At 65.3% G+C, this 16,444-nt stretch carries 17 protein-coding genes, 1 tRNA gene and 1 pseudogene; 5 read left to right on the plus strand and 14 right to left on the minus strand.

Annotated elements, in window-relative coordinates:
- Both VKP01_RS01020 and VKP01_RS01025 read right to left on the minus strand, forming a co-directional pair.
- The coding region (locus tag VKP01_RS01020; RefSeq protein ID WP_324409782.1) for a tyrosine-type recombinase/integrase at positions 1–837 on the minus strand (837 nt) is incomplete at its 3' end.
- On the minus strand, positions 830–1,615 hold the full coding sequence (locus VKP01_RS01025) for a hypothetical protein (protein WP_324409783.1): 786 nt from the start codon (positions 1,613–1,615) through the stop codon (positions 830–832). The genes VKP01_RS01020 and VKP01_RS01025, both read right to left, overlap by 8 nt.
- 219 nt (positions 1,616–1,834) lie before the next feature.
- On the opposite strand from VKP01_RS01025, the gene VKP01_RS01030 reads away from it, so the two are divergent.
- Positions 1,835–2,149 carry a DUF1272 domain-containing protein gene (locus tag VKP01_RS01030; protein ID WP_324409784.1) on the plus strand — a complete coding sequence of 105 codons (315 nt, stop codon included), beginning with the start codon at positions 1,835–1,837 and terminating at the stop codon, positions 2,147–2,149.
- Between the two features lie 15 nt (positions 2,150–2,164).
- Here VKP01_RS01030 and VKP01_RS01035 read toward each other — a convergent pair whose 3' ends face one another.
- The 4 genes from VKP01_RS01035 to VKP01_RS01050 all read right to left on the minus strand — a co-directional run bounded on the left by VKP01_RS01035 (position 2,165) and on the right by VKP01_RS01050 (position 6,523).
- A complete protein-coding gene (locus VKP01_RS01035) occupies positions 2,165–2,365 on the minus strand; it encodes a DUF6494 family protein (RefSeq protein ID WP_074443288.1) in 201 nt (66 codons plus the stop codon).
- Positions 2,366–2,385: 20 nt separating this feature from the next.
- Positions 2,386–3,822, minus strand: coding sequence for a mannose-1-phosphate guanylyltransferase/mannose-6-phosphate isomerase (locus VKP01_RS01040; protein WP_324409785.1), 1,437 nt, complete (start codon positions 3,820–3,822; stop codon positions 2,386–2,388).
- Positions 3,823–3,972: 150 nt separating this feature from the next.
- Positions 3,973–4,965: a D-erythronate dehydrogenase gene (denD, locus tag VKP01_RS01045; protein WP_324409786.1), complete on the minus strand. Its 993-nt coding sequence runs from the start codon at positions 4,963–4,965 to the stop codon at positions 3,973–3,975.
- Between the two features lie 124 nt (positions 4,966–5,089).
- The gene (locus VKP01_RS01050; protein WP_324409787.1) at positions 5,090–6,523 is read right to left on the minus strand and encodes a helix-turn-helix domain-containing protein; all 1,434 of its coding nucleotides are present in this window, start codon (positions 6,521–6,523) and stop codon (positions 5,090–5,092) included.
- 208 nt (positions 6,524–6,731) lie between these two features.
- Between VKP01_RS01050 and aceA the strand changes: the two genes are divergently transcribed.
- Both aceA and VKP01_RS01060 read left to right on the plus strand, forming a co-directional pair.
- Positions 6,732–8,042 (plus strand): isocitrate lyase, encoded by a 1,311-nt coding sequence (gene aceA / locus VKP01_RS01055; RefSeq protein ID WP_324409788.1) that lies wholly within the window; start codon positions 6,732–6,734, stop codon positions 8,040–8,042.
- Positions 8,043–8,108: 66 nt separating this feature from the next.
- Complete coding sequence (locus VKP01_RS01060) at positions 8,109–8,333, plus strand: hypothetical protein (protein ID WP_324409789.1); 225 nt, start codon at positions 8,109–8,111, stop codon at positions 8,331–8,333.
- Positions 8,334–8,470: 137 nt separating this feature from the next.
- On the opposite strand, the gene VKP01_RS01065 is transcribed toward VKP01_RS01060, so the two are convergent.
- Positions 8,471–9,406 (minus strand): N-formylglutamate amidohydrolase, encoded by a 936-nt coding sequence (locus VKP01_RS01065; RefSeq protein ID WP_324409790.1) that lies wholly within the window; start codon positions 9,404–9,406, stop codon positions 8,471–8,473.
- Between the two features lie 307 nt (positions 9,407–9,713).
- Here VKP01_RS01065 and cpdR point away from each other — a divergent pair, with 307 nt between their 5' ends.
- Entirely contained in the window at positions 9,714–10,070 is a 357-nt protein-coding gene (cpdR, locus tag VKP01_RS01070) for a cell cycle two-component system response regulator CpdR (RefSeq protein WP_228695682.1), read from the plus strand.
- 99 nt (positions 10,071–10,169) lie between these two features.
- Positions 10,170–10,244 (plus strand) — tRNA-Val (locus VKP01_RS01075).
- A 181-nt stretch (positions 10,245–10,425) separates the two neighbouring features.
- Here the strand turns inward: VKP01_RS01075 and VKP01_RS01080 are convergent.
- The 7 genes and pseudogenes from VKP01_RS01080 to ispH form a co-directional block, all read right to left on the minus strand.
- Entirely contained in the window at positions 10,426–10,992 is a 567-nt protein-coding gene (locus VKP01_RS01080) for a GNAT family N-acetyltransferase (RefSeq protein ID WP_324409791.1), read from the minus strand.
- Between the two features lie 9 nt (positions 10,993–11,001).
- On the minus strand, positions 11,002–11,544 hold the full coding sequence (locus VKP01_RS01085; RefSeq protein WP_324409792.1) for an XRE family transcriptional regulator: 543 nt from the start codon (positions 11,542–11,544) through the stop codon (positions 11,002–11,004).
- 66 nt (positions 11,545–11,610) lie between these two features.
- A complete protein-coding gene (locus VKP01_RS01090; RefSeq protein ID WP_324409793.1) occupies positions 11,611–13,416 on the minus strand; it encodes an SLC13 family permease in 1,806 nt (601 codons plus the stop codon).
- 196 nt (positions 13,417–13,612) lie between these two features.
- On the minus strand, positions 13,613–14,344 hold the full coding sequence (locus tag VKP01_RS01095) for a methyl-accepting chemotaxis protein (RefSeq protein ID WP_324409794.1): 732 nt from the start codon (positions 14,342–14,344) through the stop codon (positions 13,613–13,615).
- Between the two features lie 196 nt (positions 14,345–14,540).
- Entirely contained in the window at positions 14,541–15,443 is a 903-nt protein-coding gene (locus VKP01_RS01100) for a DMT family transporter (protein WP_324409795.1), read from the minus strand.
- Positions 15,444–15,561: 118 nt separating this feature from the next.
- On the minus strand, positions 15,562–15,996 hold the full coding sequence (locus tag VKP01_RS01105) for a GlcG/HbpS family heme-binding protein (protein WP_324409796.1): 435 nt from the start codon (positions 15,994–15,996) through the stop codon (positions 15,562–15,564).
- A gap of 121 nt (positions 15,997–16,117) precedes the next feature.
- Positions 16,118–16,444 (minus strand): annotated as a pseudogene (ispH, locus tag VKP01_RS01110) (4-hydroxy-3-methylbut-2-enyl diphosphate reductase); the annotation flags it as partial.

Raw genomic sequence — 16,444 nt, forward strand, 5'->3', positions numbered from 1 at the left:
GGCCAGCAGATGCGTCGCGAAGGAATGGCGCAAAGCATGCGGCGTGGCGCTGTCGGGCAGGCCGAGGGCGCCGCGCACTTCCGCCATGGCGAGCTGCACGACGCGCGCCGAGAGCGGCCCGCCGCGCGCGCCGACGAAAAGCGGCTCGTCGTCGTTCAGCACATAGGGGCATTGCGCGAGATAATCGGCGATGGCCGCGCGCACCGGCACGATCACCGGCACGGCGCGCTGCTTGCCGCCCTTGCCCGTGACGAGGATGCTGTCGCGATCGCCCACGGGCGCATCACCGGCGCGGATGCCGAGCGCCTCGGAAATGCGCAGCCCCGCCCCGTAGAGCAGGCCGAGCACGGCGGCGTCACGGGCGAGGATCCAGGGCTCGCGGGGTGAGCCCGCCCGCGTCGCGGTCGAGGCGGTGGCGCGGGCGTCTTCCGCACCGATGGGGCGGGGAAGCGTCTTGGCGGTGCGCGGCCCCCGCACGGCGAAGAACGCTGCGGCATCGCCGTAGCCCTCCTGCGCGAGATGGCGGGCGAAGCCGCGCAACGCCGCGAGCTGGCGCATCAGCGAGCGGCTCTCGATGCCTTGACGGCGGCGCGCGGCGAGGAAGGCGCGCACATCCATGGGGGCGAGGGCGGCAAAGGCTGCGCGATCCGCCGGCTCGCCGAGATGATCGACGAGGAATTGTGTGAACTGGCGCAGATCGCGCGCATAGGCCTGCAGCGTCTTCGGCGAGGCGCGGCGCTCGAAGGCAAGACGCGAGAGCCAGGCGCGAATCGACTCGGCGAGATCGGGCTTTGCCGGAAAATCCTGCAGCACCGTCTTATCGGCAGCCTCAGCCATGATTGCCTCCCGACGCGCCCCCGGAGGGCGGTGCGAGCAGCAATTCGCGCGCGAGTTCCTTGTAGATCAGCCCCGCCGCGCAGGCGAGCACCAGGGTCCAGCCGGTTTCGATCACGGCGCGCACGAGGGTCAGGAGCAGCCCCGCGACGCGCAGGATCTCCACCTCGCGCATGGCGGTTTCGAGCGGCAGGCCCAGGAGTATGAAAGGCAGGCTGCATATGGCGAGCACGAAGAAGATTGCCCAGCCGTGCCCCGCCGTATCGCGCCAGGCGGCGCCCCAGCTCGCGCCGTTCGCATTCACGGAGATGGCGGGAAACAGAGGGCCTAAACGCACCGACAGGGCGATGGTCGCGGCGAAGGCCATGAAGAAGACGGCGGTGCCGAGCGGCGGGTCGAGCGCTTCAGAGAGAAACGCGCCACCACCATAACCGGCCACAGTGATCAGCGACAGGATCAGCGACGCCTTGACGAAGCGCCCGAATATCGGCCCGGCGAGGGATCCGGTGAGGCGCGGCGTGATCATTCCCGCCACGCTGTAGCGATGGGCGGCGATGATCAGCGGCGCAAACACGAAGACGCCGAGCACCGCCTCCAGCGTGCCGACCAGATAGGGCGAGGTGGAGCCCGTCGGCAGCATCAGCCGTCGGGCCAGATCGACGAGCGCGGCGAGGATCACCGTGTCGAGCACAACGAGAGGAGCGGCTTTCGCGAAGGCCGCCGCGCCCGAGAATGCGCCCTGTGTCAGCGCCTGATGATCGACTCGCCTGCTGTCACGCATGTATCAATGCATAGCCGGTCCGTGTCCGCCGTGATAGCGCCCGCAAGCGCGCACGTGACGAAATTCCACATCGGATGACAGATCTGCCGATGCATGTTCCGCAAAATCTGAAGTGATTGAATGCTTCATTCACGCATGAGGGATTGCGCCATAATATGGTGCGCGCTGCGCCGACAAGCCGTCAGATAGCCGGCGCAAATGTCCCGAGGGAGGCCATCGATGCTCGAATTGCGCCCGAATTGCGAATGGTGTGACAAGGACCTGCCGCCGCAATCGACCGAGGCGCGCATCTGCACCTATGAATGCACCTACTGCGCTGATTGCGTCGAGAACGTGCTGCATAATGTCTGCCCGACTTGCGGAGGCGGCTTCGTGCCACGCCCGATTCGCCCGATGAAGGCCTGGCGCGCCGACAGGAAGCTCGGCCTGCAATACCATCCCGCTTCCACCAGACGGGTCCACAGCAAGTTCAGTTGCGAGGATATCAAGGCCCATGTCGAGCGGATCAGGCGCATCCCGCCGCAAGACCGTTAAGGGCGCCGTGCGCGATCACGATTCGTCGGGCACCGGCAATGTGCGTTCGACGACGTGTTCGAGATCGGCATTCTCCGCGGTCAGCGTCATGCGCAGGCGCAATTCGCCGCCCTTGACCGCGCCGTCGCGCACGAGACGCTCGATCTCGCGCTGGGAGGTGACGCCGACTTCCTTGAGAAACTTGCGCATTTCCATGTTGAATCGGTCTTCGTCCATGATCTTTCCTCCCGTTGGTGTCAGCGACGCGCGTAGATGTCTTCGTAGCGGATGATGTCGTCCTCACCCAGATAGGCCCCGGTCTGCACCTCGATCAGAACCATCGGCAGCTTGCCGGGATTCTCCAGACGGTGCACGCAGCCAAGCGGAATATAGACCGACTCGTTCTCCCCGAGGAGGCTTTCCTGTCCGTCGATGGTGACACGCGCCGTCCCGGCCACCACGATCCAGTGTTCGGAGCGGTGCATGTGGCTCTGGAGCGACAGGGCGCCGCCCGGATGCACCACGATCCGCTTGACCTGGAAGCGGTCGCCGACGGCGAGGCTCTCGAACCAGCCCCATGGGCGATGATCGCGCGGGAAGGCGGTGGCTTGTGCCACGCCCTGAGCCTTGAGCGTTGCGACGGCATCCTTGACCTCCTGCGCCCGGTCCTTGCGTGCGACCAGGACAGCGTCCTTCATTGCCACCGCGACGATATTGTCGAGGCCGATCCCGACGAGTTCGAGCCCTTCCGCCTCGGAGCGCAGCAGCGTGCCGCGGCAATCCTGTGCGAGCGCATGGCCGGAGACGACGTTACCCTGCCCGTCCGGCCCGCTTTCCTGCCAGACCGCCTCCCAGCCGCCGAGGTCGGACCAATGCGCCGTCAGCGGCACGGCGGCAAGATTGTCGGCATTCTCCATGATGGCATAGTCGATCGAGATATCGCGCGCCTGTGCCCACGATTCGGCGGCGAGGCGGGTGAAGCCCAGATCGGCCTGCGACTGCGCCACGGCGCCGGCGACAGGCTCCATGAGATCGGGCGCATGGCGGTTGAATGCGGCAATCAGTGCCTTGACCGAAAAGAGAAAGATGCCGGCATTCCACAGAAAACGCCCCTCGGTCAGCATCTGTGCCGCACGCGCGGCATCCGGCTTTTCGACGAAACCCGCCAGCGGCTGCGGCACAACCGCCTGCAGATCCGCCTCCGGCGTCAGGGCCAGATAGCCGTAGCCCGTTTCCGGGCGCGTCGGCGTCACGCCAAAGGTGACGAGCGTCCCCGCCTGCGCCGCCGGGATCGCGGCGGTGACGCTCGCGCGGAACGCCGGCGTGTCGGGAATCACGTGATCGGACGGGGCGACGAGCATCAGCGCATCGGGATTGCTCTCACGCAGCCACAAAGCGGCGGCGAGGATGGCGGGCGCGGTGTTACGCGGCTCCGGTTCGATCAGGGTGGCGCGGGCAACCTGCTCGACGGCGGCGAGCTGCTCGGTGACGATGAAGCGAAAATCCTCCCCCGTGATCGTCAGCGGTGCCGCAAAGCCGGCCTCGGCCATGCGCCGCACCGTGCCCTGGAACAGGCTCTCGCGTCCGAGCAATTGTGCAAACTGCTTGGGATAGCTCTTGCGGGATAGCGGCCACAGACGCGTACCCGCGCCACCGCACAGGATCACCGGGCAGATCGTGTTTGCTTCGTCCATCGCACCTTTTCCGCAGCCGGACCCTGCATGCCGATGATGCACGAAGGTCCGGTCGAGTGCCGGTGTAACCGGCGGATATGCGGGAGGTTGCCGAATTAAGGGCAGACGGCAAGGGGCGGCGGCGAAAAAACTGTCCTTCTGGCGTGATGCTCAGCGCACGAATGCGCCGTCGAGTTCGTCCTCGATATGCGTCCGGATGATCGCCTCGAAGCTCTCATCCGCCGTGAAACCGAGCGCCAGCGCACGCTTTGGCGAGAAGCCGCGCGCCCAGTTTCCGACGATGGCGCGGATCATCTCGTCGGGCTCCCGGCGGATGCGGGCCACGACGTTCTCGCCGGCGATCCTGCGCAGGGCTTCGATCTGCTCGCCGACGGTGGCGCGTACGCCCGGCATGTTGAGATTGCGGCGCGGGCCGATCTTCTCGCTCTCCAGCGTCGCGGCATGCATCATGAAGCCGATGGCCGAGCGTGGCGAGGCGTGCCAGTGCGTCACGCTCTCATCCACCGGCAGCACTGCCTCATGGCCCGCCAGCGGCTCGCGGATAATATTCGAGAAGAAGCCGGATGCCGCCTTGTTGGGCTTGCCGGGACGCACGCAGATCGTGGGCAGGCGAATGCCGATGCCGGTGAAGATTCCCTTGCGGGTGTAATCGGTCAAAAGCAATTCGCCGATGACCTTCTGCGTGCCGTAGCTCGTCAGCGGCGCCTGCAGGAATTCGTCGTCGATCAGATCGGGCAGGGGGGCGCCGAAGGCGGCGACAGAGGAGGCATAGACGATACGCGGGTGATAGGGCTCGCCATCGCTTGAGAGCGCGCGTACCGCATCGAACAGACGCCGCGTCCCGTCGAGATTGATGGCGTAGCCCTTGTCAAAATCGGTCTCCGCCTCGCCAGAGACGATAGCGGCAAGGTGGAAGATCAGATCGGGCTTTCCGGAAACCAGCCGCGCCGGCACGGCGGGATCGGCGAAATCGGCGGCGATGCTCTCTACGGTGAACGGCGCGAAGGAGGGGGCCTGCGGCGCGACGATGTCGTGGAGGGTGGCTCCGGTTATCTCGACGCCACCGATCCGCCCCTCTTCGGCGAGGCGTTCCACGAGTTTACGACCGATCATTCCGGCGGCGCCGGTCACGAGAACATGCATGCGATCCTCCCCTTCATCGCCGCCGCCATGCGGGGCGCTTGATATTGTCGGGCCATGATGCGCGCGCGGGCGGGCAGGTAAAGGCCCTTTCGTGCAAGGCGGCACGGGCACGCGCGTTGTGGCCTCAGCTCTCGAAGGCGAAGGGCGAGACGCCGCGCGTGGTTTCGTCGACGCTAAGCTGTCGGAGGATCGGCGGTGCGGCACGCTGGGCGCAATTCTGCCGCTCGCAGAGCCGGCAATTCACGCCGATCGGCGTGGGCTCGCGCAGCTTCCAGTCCATCCCCTTTGCATAGACCAGACGGCTGGCGTATTTCAGCTCGCAACCGAGCCCGATGGTGAATTGCGCTTCCGGCTCGCCCCAGGCCTGCGCATTGCGCCGGACAGTGCGCGCCAGCGAGAACCAGCGCGCGCCGTCCGGGAGTTCGACGACATCGCAGAGCACCCGGCCTGGCGAGCGGAAGGTGTGATGCAGGTTCCAGCGCGGGCAGGTGCCACCGAAGCGCGAAAACGGGAATGAGCCGGAGGAAAACCGCTTCGACACGTTTCCGGCCGTATCGACCCGCACCAGAAAGAACGGCACGCCGCGTGCGCTCGGGCGCGCCAGCGTGGTGAGTCGGTGGGCGACCTGCTCGAAGCTTGCCCCGAAACGCGCGCACAGGACCTCGACATCATAGGCGAGCGCCTCCGCCGCCTGCAGGAACGGTGCGTAGGGCATCATCACGGCGGCGGCGAAGTAGTTCGCCAGCGTGATCCGCACCAGCCGCCGCACCGCCCCGTCGCGTGATTCGAGCGTATCGGCGATGCGTGCGATGGTCTCGGCGCATTCTGCGAAGGCGAGCTGGTAGGCAGCCTGGAAGGTGCGCCCGGACGGCTCGACCAGCTCCGAGATCATCAGCCGCCGACGATGGCGGTCGAAGCGGCGCAGGGCCGATTGCATCACGTCGACGGGCAGGATCTGCACACGCAGGCCGTGGCGCTCGCGCAGGCGCTCCGACAGCGCGAAGAACAGGTTCGGGCCGGATTCCCCGAGTTCCTGCGCCACCCGCTCGGCTGCGGCCTCAAGCTCGGGGAAATGGTTGTTGGCCGCATGCAGGAAATCGCGCACCCGCTCGACGGGCTGCTCCGGGGTCGCGCCCTCGGCACGGTCCGCATCGCCCGGCCCGTTCGCCAGCGGGCCGCCTTCGCGCAACTGCCCATAGGCCGCATAGAGCCGCTGGATCGCGGTGGCGAGCGTCGGTGTCGTATCGGCGATCTCACGCAGTGCGCCACGCGGGACGGGGGAATCGCGAAACAGCGGATCGGCGAAGATCTCCTCCAGTTCACCGACGATGCGCAATTCCTCCTCACGGGCGAATTCGCGCGGGTCGATGTCGTAGACCTCGGCCAGCCTGATCAGCACCTGCGCCGTCACCGGGCGCTGGTTGCGCTCGATCAGGTTGAGATAGCTCACCGAGATGCCGAGCTCCGTCGCCATCCCGGTCTGGGAGAGACCGAGCTCCTGGCGCAGGCGGCGCAGGCGCCCGCCGGCCATGATCTTGCGTGCTGCATCGTCGCTCATCAGCTTCGCCTTTTACAAATTTTGACAATTTTACAGATCAACAGCAGTCGCATTTCGACACTGCGACTTTTTCCAAAAATTGTCCGTCTTGTCCATCGCAGCGCAACATAGCATCAATTGGGACAGGTTCCAGCGGTTAATTGAGACGAAGTCAGATCGCTACGACCAAAGTTGTAAAAAATATGTCGAGAATGTTGAGGAGACACAGATGAGCAAGACGACCTTCCAGGACCTCGTTCCCGCCGCGCCGGAAGGCCGCTTCGACGGTATTCGCCGGCCCTATACGCCGGAGGATGTGTTGCGGCTGCGCGGCTCCTTCCCCATCGCCCACACGCTCGCCGAGCGTGGCGCGGTGAAGCTGTGGGAGCTGTTGCATGACGAGCCCTTCATCAACACGTTGGGCGCGATGACCGGCAACCAGGCCATGCAGCAGGTGCGCGCCGGGCTCAAGGCGATCTACCTCTCCGGCTGGCAGGTCGCCGCCGATTCCAACACCGCCTCGCAGATGTATCCGGACCAGTCACTCTACCCGGCAAACGGCGCCCCGGAACTGTGCCGGCGCATCAACCGCACCCTCAAGCGCGCTGACGAGATCGAGCATGCGGAAGGTGGCGCCCAGCGCGACTGGTTCGCCCCGATCGTGGCCGATGCCGAGGCCGGTTTCGGCGGGCCGCTCAACGCCTACGAGATCATGAAGGCCTTCATCGAGGCGGGCGCTGCGGGCGTGCATTTCGAGGATCAGCTCGCCTCGGAGAAGAAGTGCGGGCATCTGGGCGGCAAGGTGCTCATTCCCACCGCCGCGCATGAGCGGAATCTGAATGCCGCGCGCCTCGCCGCGGACGTGATGGGCGTGCCCACCATGGTCATGTGCCGCACCGATGCGGAATCGGCCCGGCTGATCACCTCCGATGTCGATGAGCGCGACCGCCCGTTCATCGAGCCCGACAGCCGTACGCCGGAGGGTTTCTACCGCCTCAAGGAAGGCACCGGCGTTGATCACTGCATCGCACGCGGCCTCGCCTTTGCCGAGACGGCGGACATCCTGTGGTGGGAGACGTCGCGGCCGGATCTGGACGAGGCGCGCCGCTTCGCCGAGGCGATCCACGCGAAATATCCCGGCAAGCTGCTCGCCTATAACTGCTCGCCCTCGTTCAACTGGCGCAAGAATCTCGACCCGCAGACGATCGAGCAGTTCCAGCGCGAGCTCGGCGCGATGGGCTACAGGTTCCAGTTCGTCACGCTGGCGGGCTTCCACTCGCTCAACCTGTCGATGTTCGAGCTGGCCCGTGGCTACCGAGATCGCGGCATGGGCGCCTATTCCGAGATGCAGCAGGCGGAATTTGCTGCCGAGGCGAACGGCTTCACCGCCACCCGCCACCAGCGCGAAGTCGGCACCGGCTATTTTGACCAGGTGTCGATGACGATCACGGGCGGACGCTCCTCGACCACGGCGATGGGCGCCTCCACCGAGACGGCCCAGTTCGCCAAGGACGAGCCAAAGCTGCACGCAGCCGAGTGAGCATTCCGGTCGGGTGGGCGATGAGCCCCGCCCACCATCCGCAACAGTCCTCAGGGAGATACGATCATGCCCAACGTCAAGGAACGCGCCGAAGATCTGGCGACCACCATGGACGAGCAGCAGCAGGCGGCAATCCGCATGCTCGCCAACCAGCTCCACCGCCTCAACGCCGCCGTCGCGGAGGCCGTGAATTCAGGCCTCTCTGTCGAATTGCAGCGCGCCTCACGCCATCACCACCAGGACGGTTACTGGGGTGATCTGATGACGCCGATCATCGTCAAGCAGAAGTGATCCCGGCATCCGAAGAAGTTTCGAGGCGGACCCTCGTGTGGCATCTGCAGCCGATCAGAGCGGATGCCACGCCACCTTTGACGGGACCGGCGGGAGCTGGTCCCGCTTTTTTGCGAGGCGTGAGCAGAGCAGGCGGATCACTCCGCCGCGATGGCAGGCGGCTCGAAGGGGCGTGCGGCGAAAACCTCGCCTGCGGCGAGCACCTCGGCGAGCGCCGCGCAGAGCGCGCGTGAGATCTCGTCAAACCAGGCATGCGGTGTCAGCGTCGCCTCATGCATGTAGAGCGCACGGTTGACCTCGATCTGCAGCGCGTGGCGATGGCCTGAAGGCTCGCCGTAATGTTCGGTGATGAAGCCGCCGGCATACGGCTTGTTGCGCATCACGCCGAACCCGCGTGCCCGGAGCGCCACCTCGACCAGATCCGTCAGCACATGGCTGCAGCTCGATCCGTAGCGGTCGCCGAGAACGATGTCGACCTGGCCGAGTGATTCGGCAGAGAGGCTGGTCGAGGGCATTGAATGGCAATCAATCAGGCAGGTATAGCCGAACCGATTTTGCGTTCTGGTGATCAACCGCCGCAGGGCGCGGTGATAGGGCTTGTAGAGCGTCTCGATCCGCGCCAGCCCCTCATGCACGGGGATGCGCCCGGCATAGATTTCGTGCCCGTCCGCGACGATGCGCGGGATCGTGCCGAGACCGCCGGCGACGCGGATCGAGCGGGTATTGGCGAAAGCGGGCAGGCGGCCTTCGAACATGCGCGGATCAAGCTCGTAGGGCTCGCGGTTGAGATCGAGATAGGCGCGTGGAAACAGCGCGCGGATCAGGGGCGCGCCATGGACGACCATCGGCGCGAACAGCCTGTCGACAAAAGCGTCCTCGGAACGGCGAATCGTATGCGCGCTCAGGCGCCCGCCCTCGAGGAAGGCCTGCGGATAGAACGCGCCGGAATGAGGCGAATCGAAAACGAAGCCGCCGACCGGTCGGTCGGGCAGGGCGACCGCGAAAGGCGGATCGAACAGGGCGGCGGGGCCGCTGCTCTCGCCGGTCGGGCCGCCCGCCGCGATGCCCGTCATGTCAGTCGCGTCCTTCAATGCACGCAGCCCTTCGCCCTTATCATCACGCCGGCATTTGCTCACAAGGCCCGGCATTGCCCTGTTGAACAACGCTTCTAATGTTTCGCGCGAGAGCGCGGATGGCAAGAGCGTATCTGTGCGATATCGGTCGCGATCGTATCACCGCGCCTGCGCCGTGTTCATCTGCGCATGCGCGTGTACGCGCTGTTTTTCCGCTGTCGCGACATTTGCTTTCACGCGATGTTTACCGGGGCGGGGCCTTATGGGAAAGATGGAAGGTAAGCCGGGATCGGCAATGCGGGACACCATGAAAATTCTACTCGCCGAAGACGACAACGACATGCGCCGCTTCCTCGTGAAGGCGCTCCAGAATGCGGGCTACGACGTGGCCTCGTTCGATAACGGGCTGTCGGCCTATAACCGGCTGCGCGAGGAGCCGTTCGAGCTGCTGCTCACCGATATCGTGATGCCCGAGATGGACGGAATCGAGCTCGCCCGCCGGGCGACCGAGCTCGACCCGGATATCAAGGTGATGTTCATCACCGGCTTTGCGGCGGTGGCGCTCAATGCCGATTCGGAGACGCCCAAGGATGCCAAGGTGCTGTCGAAGCCATTCCATCTGAAGGATCTCGTCGGCGAAGTCGAAAAACTCCTCGCCGCGTGAAGATTTCCTGATCAAGCCGCTTGCGCCGCCGAAGCGGGTTCGCTATACGCGCTCCCACGGCAGAGCGGCACCGATGGCGCCGCAATGCCAGGCCAAGATGGGCGCGTAGCTCAGCGGGAGAGCACTACGTTGACATCGTAGGGGTCGCTGGTTCAATCCCAGCCGCGCCCACCATCTTGAAAACGTCGAAATCCTCGAAATTCACGGCAATACCGCTGCCGCTTATGGCTGCATCCGGGCGGCTTGGCTCGCCGTGAATCCTTGCCGCAATGCCCCATCCTTGCGGATGCATGCCATGTCCGTCCATACATGTCCGTCCATACATGTCCGGCCATGCATGGCGCGCTTGCGAAACCTATTTCCCGTTCAACCGCTTGTAAAACACCGTCGTGGCTTCCAGCCGCGTTCCGGTGACGTCGAGGCTGTAATCGGGGATGACGCCTGCTTCTTCGTAGCCCATGGCCCGGTAAAGCGGCTCCGCCATGTCTCCTGTGCGGGTATCGAGGGTAATCATGCTGCGCCCACAGGCCTGCGCTTCGCCCTCCAATCGCGTGATCAAAGCCCGGGCGATCCCACGCCGGCGCGCGCGCGGATGCACGAGCAGCTTCTTCAGATCGGCGCGATGGGGCTGGTTCGGCGGCGTGTCGATGCCAAGCTGGACCGTGCCGACGAGGCGCCCGTCGGTCTCGTCACGGGCCGCGAGCAGGATCGTCGCGCCCGCTTCGACCTGCGGCAGGACGCTGTCGCGCCAGAAGGCGCGGGCATCGTCGCGCGCGAAGGGCAGGATGAAGCTGACGGCGGCGCCGTCGCTGACGCAGGCATGCAGGATCCCGGCGAGGTCATCGAGCGCATCGGACATCGCCGCAGCCTCGATCCGCATGAGGCTGAACCCGGATGCGGGCGGTTCGGGCGGGTTGGTCATGGGGCAGCCTCAGAGCATGAAGAGCAGATAGCTGGCGCCTTGATCCGGCGGTGTTTCGAACCGGCTCGAACCGTGCAGCCGGTAGCGCAGGCAATCGCCGGGGGCGAGACGATGATCCTCGCCGCCGAGCGTGACGCACAGCGCCCCTTCCTGGAGGACGAGGTGATGCTCCAGCCCCGGTCTTGGCGGGGCAGGATAGGCGATCACCGTGCCCGCCGGCAGTGTACAGCCGATGATCTCGCCGGTGAGCCCCTCCGCAGGTGGCGAGATCACGCGCCGCACCATGCCGGTGGCCGGGTCGTGCCAGACCGGTTGCGCATCATGCGGCAGATGCGGTGAGGGCGTTTCCTCGACCTCCTGGAGGAGCCGCGATACGGGCAGGCCGAACACGGCGCAAAGCCGCCCGAGCGTTTCTGCCGTGGCGCTCGTCTGCGCCTTTTCGAGGCGCGAGAGCGTCGAGCGGCTCACGCCACTGGCGGTTTCGAGCTGTTCCAGCGACAGATTGGCAGCGTAGCGAAGCTGACGCAGCCGCGTGGCGATGCGGCTGTCCATGGCGATGTATGATGCATGCTCTCTCATATACGAGAATATTTCTCATATCTGAGAGAAAGGCAAGTCTCAGAATGACCAGACCAGCGGAATCAGCGGCACGCTGACGGCGATGACGATCGCCTCGAGCGGCAGGCCGAGTTTCCAGTAATCGCCGAAGCGAAATCCGCCGGGGCCCAGAATCAGCGTGTTGTTCTGATGGCCGATCGGCGTGAGAAATGCGCAGGAGGCTCCCACGGCCACGCCCATAAGCAGCGGATCGGCGCTGACCCCGAGCGCACTCGCCGCACCGATGGCGATGGGACACATCACGGCGGCGGTGGCGGCGTTGTTCATGAAATCCGACAGCGTCATGGTGGCGATGATCATGATCGCGAGCGCGATGATCGCGTTGCCCTGCGCGACATGGGTCATCATCGTATTGGCGATGAGTTCGGCGGTTCCGGTCTCCGCCATGGCTCCGGCGACCGGTATCAGGGCGCCGAGCAGCACGATTACCGGCCAGTCGATGGCATTGTAGATATTGCGCGGCGGAATGATCCGAAGAGCCATCACTGCGAGGACGCCAAAGGCGAAGGCAATCGCCGCCGGAAGCAAACCGAAGGCGGCGAAGCTGATGGCCACGCCCATGATCGTGAGCGCCATCAGCGCCTGGCGAGCATCGGGAATACGCACGGACCGCTCAGCCAGCGGGACGAGCGCGAACTGGGTCGCGAATTCGGACAGACGCTGGGGCGCGCCCTGCAACAGCAGCACATCACCCGCCCGCAATCGGAAGGTGCGCAGCCGCGCCCGCGAACGCTGGCCCTGACGCGAAACCGCGAGCATGTTGATGGCAAAGCGCGTGCGCAGATGGATATCGGCAGCGGAGCGGCCGATCAGAGACGAATTGGGCAGCACCACCATTTCGATGACGCTCACCTCCTCGTCGCGGTTGTCCTCGTCCTCGGCATCGGCCCTGGCCTCGGGTGCATCGGGATCGCGCGGCTTGTCTTCCTCGAGCTTGAGCTCCAGCGCCGACAGCGCCCCTGCGAGCGAATCGGGTTCGGCCTCAACGACGAGGATGTCGTCGATGCGCAGCTTGCGCCACGGGTCTGGCGCGCGCATGCGCACCTCGTTGCGAATCAGCCCGACCACCGTCGCATCGACCTCATCGAGTTCCTTCTCGACCTGCTTGAGCGTCATGCCGACGGCTTTCGACTTCGATGGAACGCGCGCTTCGGTCATGTAGGCATCGGTCTCGAAGCCTTCGCCTTCGCCGCCGCCGCGCTGCGGGACGAGTTTGCGCCCAAATAGCAGCAGGAAGACCAGGCCGCTGGCCGCGACGGTGACGCCGACCGGGGCGAACGCGAACATGCTGAAGGCGCTCTCGCCCGTCTCGCGGCGAAATCCCGCGACGATCAGGTTCGGTGGCGTGCCGATCAGCGTGGTCATCCCCCCGAGAATCGAGCCGAAGGAGAGTGGCATCAAAACCTTGCCGGGCGGGATATCGTGCTTCGCCGCCATCTGGATGGCGACCGGCATCAGGAGCGCCAGCGCTCCGACATTGTTCATGAAGGCGGACAAGACCGCGCCGAGTATCGTCAGGGCGGCAAGGGTGAGGAAGGTGCCTGCATCCGATGGAATGAACCTTTGCGCAATCGCATCCACGGCCCCGGATGTCTGCAGGGCGCGCGACAGGATCAGCACACAGGCGACCGTCACCACTGCGGGGTGGCCGAAGCCCTCGAAGGCCGTGTCCCGGTCGACGAGGCCGAACGCCACACAGGCCAGCAGCGCAGTCACGGCCACCATGTCGTGGCGCCAGCGTCCCCAGATGAACAACGTGACGGTCGCCACCAGAATGGCGAGAAAGATACCCTGGTCCTGGGTCATGCCTGTGATCTCGGCGGAGGTGGCAGCGGGCTGATCATGAAGAAGCAATGAAGGGGTGGCGCGGGATGCGACCGGTCGCCGCTCGAAAACGCTTCCCGGCCTGATGAGGTTTCCTGAGCCAAACGCTATAATGATTCCCGCGTCAATGCACCGTCATTTATCCCCGTTCGTTGCAGACTGCCACCATTGCCCGCGATCAGGCCTTCTGGCGCAGGATGCCCTGGAGCTCCTCGGAGAGTTCAGTGATGCGGCCCGCCGAAACGCCGCTCTCATCGGCGAGCGCCTTGATTTCCGTCGCGACGACGGTGAAGCCGGCCCCGTATTCGCCGGCGCGCGCGGCCTCGATGCGTGCATTCAGGGCCAGCAACTGGAGGGTGTTCAGAATGCGCAGGATCGAGCCGGTATTGGCGATGATCTCCTGGCTGGTCTGTCCGACGCGCTCCAGCAGCGCGGTGGAAATCTCAAGCTCGCGGGTCTTCTTGCTGTTGACGTCGATGACGACACCCTCCAGATGCGAGAGTGTCCCGTCCCGTCCGTAGACGCCGCCTCCGCTCTCATGCACCCATTGTTCGCCGCCATCGGCGCGCCGGATCCGGTAATCGACCTCCCAGTTGCCGCGCGATTCCACGGCTGCGGCGACGGCATCGTCCACCGTCTGCGCATCATCGGGGTGGATGATGCCGGCATACGAGCGCTTCTCGGGGCCCGTAAAGGCGGTACGATCGTAGCCGGTGACGCGATCGACCGCGCCCTCCATGAACATCATGGTAAAATCGGCATCGTTGCGGCAGCGATAGAGGAAGCCGTTCATCCGGCGTACAATGGAGCGCATGACCGGCAGTGTATCCTCCGACCGGTCAGGCGCTGCGGGCATCGCATCGAGGTTTCCGGCATTGCTGCCGGTCCCGACTGGTATCAAGGCATCCATTTTCGGCTCCGAAGGGTTCTGGCCTGATTGTGCAGTTCTGATCAGTCGATCAAATGCAGCTGATTCGCATCATTGTTTGCACAAGCGTAAACCAAGCATGATTTCCGTTAAGTCAGTCTTAGCAATCCCTGCCGCGAACGCCGCTGATGAGCATGGCCGGCGCAAGCGGAGGCCTGATCGTGCGCCGCGCCGCCGATCAGCGCACCGGCCCGGTGCGTACCGGGATGCCCTTCGCGCGCTCGGAATAGAGGATGTAGACGCCGCTGCCGATGATGATGGCCGAGCCGAGCCAGACGAACAGATCCGGCAATTGTCCGAACACCATCCATCCCAGCAGCACCGCCCCCGCGAGCTGGAGATAGTTGAAGGGCGAGACGAAGGGTGCGGGCGCAACCTCGAAAGCGCGCACGAGAAAATAGTGGCCAAACCCGCCGAAGAAACCGAGGCTGGCGAAGAGCAGCCAGTCGAGGAGGCTTCCCGGTGTCTGCCAGATGAAAGGCAATGGCAGGCTGGTGAGCAGGAATCCCGTCACGGCGATATAGGTGATCGAGGTATCCGCCGGATCGCCGGCGGCGAGCTTGCGCGAGAGCAGCTGGTAGAACGCAGCCGAGGCGGCGCTGCCGAAGACGAGGAGCGCCGCCAGATTCATGCCCTCGCCCGGCCTGATCACGATCAGCGCGCCGGCAAAACCCACCGTGATCGCGATCCAGCGGCGCAGGCTGACCCGTTCGCCCAGAATGACCGGGGCGAAGGTGGTAACGATGAAAGGGGCGGTGAAACTGATCGCCGCAGCGGTGGTGAGCGGCACGAAGGCGAGCGCGGTGATGTAGATCAGCGTCGCCATGCAGAGCAGGCTGGAGCGCAGGAGCTGCAGCGGAATCTGCTGCGAGCGCAGGAGTGCGAGCCCGCGATAGGGCACGAACACCATCAGCATGTAGACGAAATGCCCGGCATAGCGCGCCCAGGTGATCTGCAGCACGCTGTAATCTTCGGTGAGATATTTGGCGCTGGCATTCAGCATCGGGATCAGCGACGCGGCGAAGACCATGTAGAGCACGGCCTTGTTCAGATCGTCCGGTCGTGATCCCGTCGCCGCCATCCTCGCCCTGTCCGTTATGATCCCGCCGACGCGAAAGGCCGACGGGGTGATACTGGGCCGGGGCTCACCTGTGGGGAAGGCGCATTTGCGCCGGACGGATCACGCAATCTCCGTCCGCTCAGGTCCCCGCATCCGCCGCGAGGCCGACGGCGGCGATGCCGGCGAGGGCCGCCGCTTCATCCTTGTCGGAGAGATCGCCCGAGACACCCACCGCGCCGAGCAGGGCGCCGCGCTTGTCGCGGATCAGTACGCCGCCGGGGGCGGGTACGAGGGGGCCGTCGACGATATGGCTCGCAGCCGCGATGAAATGCGGGCGCTCCACCGCCATGGCGCCGACGGTGCGTGAAGGCACGCCCAGCGCGATCGCGCCGTAGGCCTTGCCCATGGCGATTTCGCCGCGCTTGAGGCTGGTGCCGTCCTCCGCCTGGAAGGCCTTGAGCGCGCCGCGCGCATCATAGACCGCGACCGCCACGGGCTTGAGCGAGGCTTCGCGGGCGGCTTTCAGCGTCGCGGCGACGATGCGCTGCGCGATGCGCGATTTCAGTTCGGACATGGGGCTTTTCCTCGCCTGACGGGTGTTGGTTCCGACACCAGTTTAGTGCCTCGCGCGCATAGCGCAGCAAGAGTGTCGGCGAATGAGTTTTTCGTGCAGGGAAAAGCTGCAAAATCCAAGCTCACGCCGGACGGTTTCCCAGATTATCGAGTTCGACCGGCGCGAACTGCGTCGTCTCGCGGGTCAGTGTCACCTCTTCCACATGCAGTTGCCGCCAGCCGGCGAGCCTCTCCAGCACCTCCTGCACGATCACCTCCGGCGCGGAGGCCCCGGCGGTGACGCCTATCGTCTCGGCCTGCGCGATGAAATCCGCGTCGAGCTCATGCGCTTCCTCGATGAGGAGGGCCGGACGGTTGAGGAAGCGGGCGACGTCACGCAGGCGGTTGGTATTGGAACTGTTGCGCGCGCCGCAGACGATGAAGCGTTCGGCCCGCTCCGCGAGCATGCG

Source organism: Saliniramus sp. (assembly GCF_035311605.1).
Taxonomy (GTDB): Bacteria; Pseudomonadota; Alphaproteobacteria; order Rhizobiales; family Beijerinckiaceae; genus Saliniramus.

Coding starts and splice junctions, on each gene's coding strand:
- VKP01_RS01065 (WP_324409790.1), bottom strand. CDS start 9,406: ATGACGGGCATCGCGGCGGGCGGCCCGACCGGCGAGAGCAGCGGCCCC.
- VKP01_RS01085 (WP_324409792.1), bottom strand. CDS start 11,544: ATGGACAGCCGCATCGCCACGCGGCTGCGTCAGCTTCGCTACGCTGCC.
- VKP01_RS01030 (WP_324409784.1), top strand. CDS start 1,835: ATGCTCGAATTGCGCCCGAATTGCGAATGGTGTGACAAGGACCTGCCG.
- VKP01_RS01095 (WP_324409794.1), bottom strand. CDS start 14,344: ATGGATGCCTTGATACCAGTCGGGACCGGCAGCAATGCCGGAAACCTC.
- aceA (WP_324409788.1), top strand. CDS start 6,732: ATGAGCAAGACGACCTTCCAGGACCTCGTTCCCGCCGCGCCGGAAGGC.
- VKP01_RS01060 (WP_324409789.1), top strand. CDS start 8,109: ATGCCCAACGTCAAGGAACGCGCCGAAGATCTGGCGACCACCATGGAC.
- VKP01_RS01090 (WP_324409793.1), bottom strand. CDS start 13,416: ATGACCCAGGACCAGGGTATCTTTCTCGCCATTCTGGTGGCGACCGTC.
- VKP01_RS01105 (WP_324409796.1), bottom strand. CDS start 15,996: ATGTCCGAACTGAAATCGCGCATCGCGCAGCGCATCGTCGCCGCGACG.
- cpdR (WP_228695682.1), top strand. CDS start 9,714: ATGAAAATTCTACTCGCCGAAGACGACAACGACATGCGCCGCTTCCTC.
- VKP01_RS01035 (WP_074443288.1), bottom strand. CDS start 2,365: ATGGACGAAGACCGATTCAACATGGAAATGCGCAAGTTTCTCAAGGAA.
- denD (WP_324409786.1), bottom strand. CDS start 4,965: ATGCATGTTCTCGTGACCGGCGCCGCCGGAATGATCGGTCGTAAACTC.
- VKP01_RS01080 (WP_324409791.1), bottom strand. CDS start 10,992: ATGACCAACCCGCCCGAACCGCCCGCATCCGGGTTCAGCCTCATGCGG.
- VKP01_RS01040 (WP_324409785.1), bottom strand. CDS start 3,822: ATGGACGAAGCAAACACGATCTGCCCGGTGATCCTGTGCGGTGGCGCG.
- VKP01_RS01100 (WP_324409795.1), bottom strand. CDS start 15,443: ATGGCGGCGACGGGATCACGACCGGACGATCTGAACAAGGCCGTGCTC.
- VKP01_RS01025 (WP_324409783.1), bottom strand. CDS start 1,615: ATGCGTGACAGCAGGCGAGTCGATCATCAGGCGCTGACACAGGGCGCA.
- VKP01_RS01050 (WP_324409787.1), bottom strand. CDS start 6,523: ATGAGCGACGATGCAGCACGCAAGATCATGGCCGGCGGGCGCCTGCGC.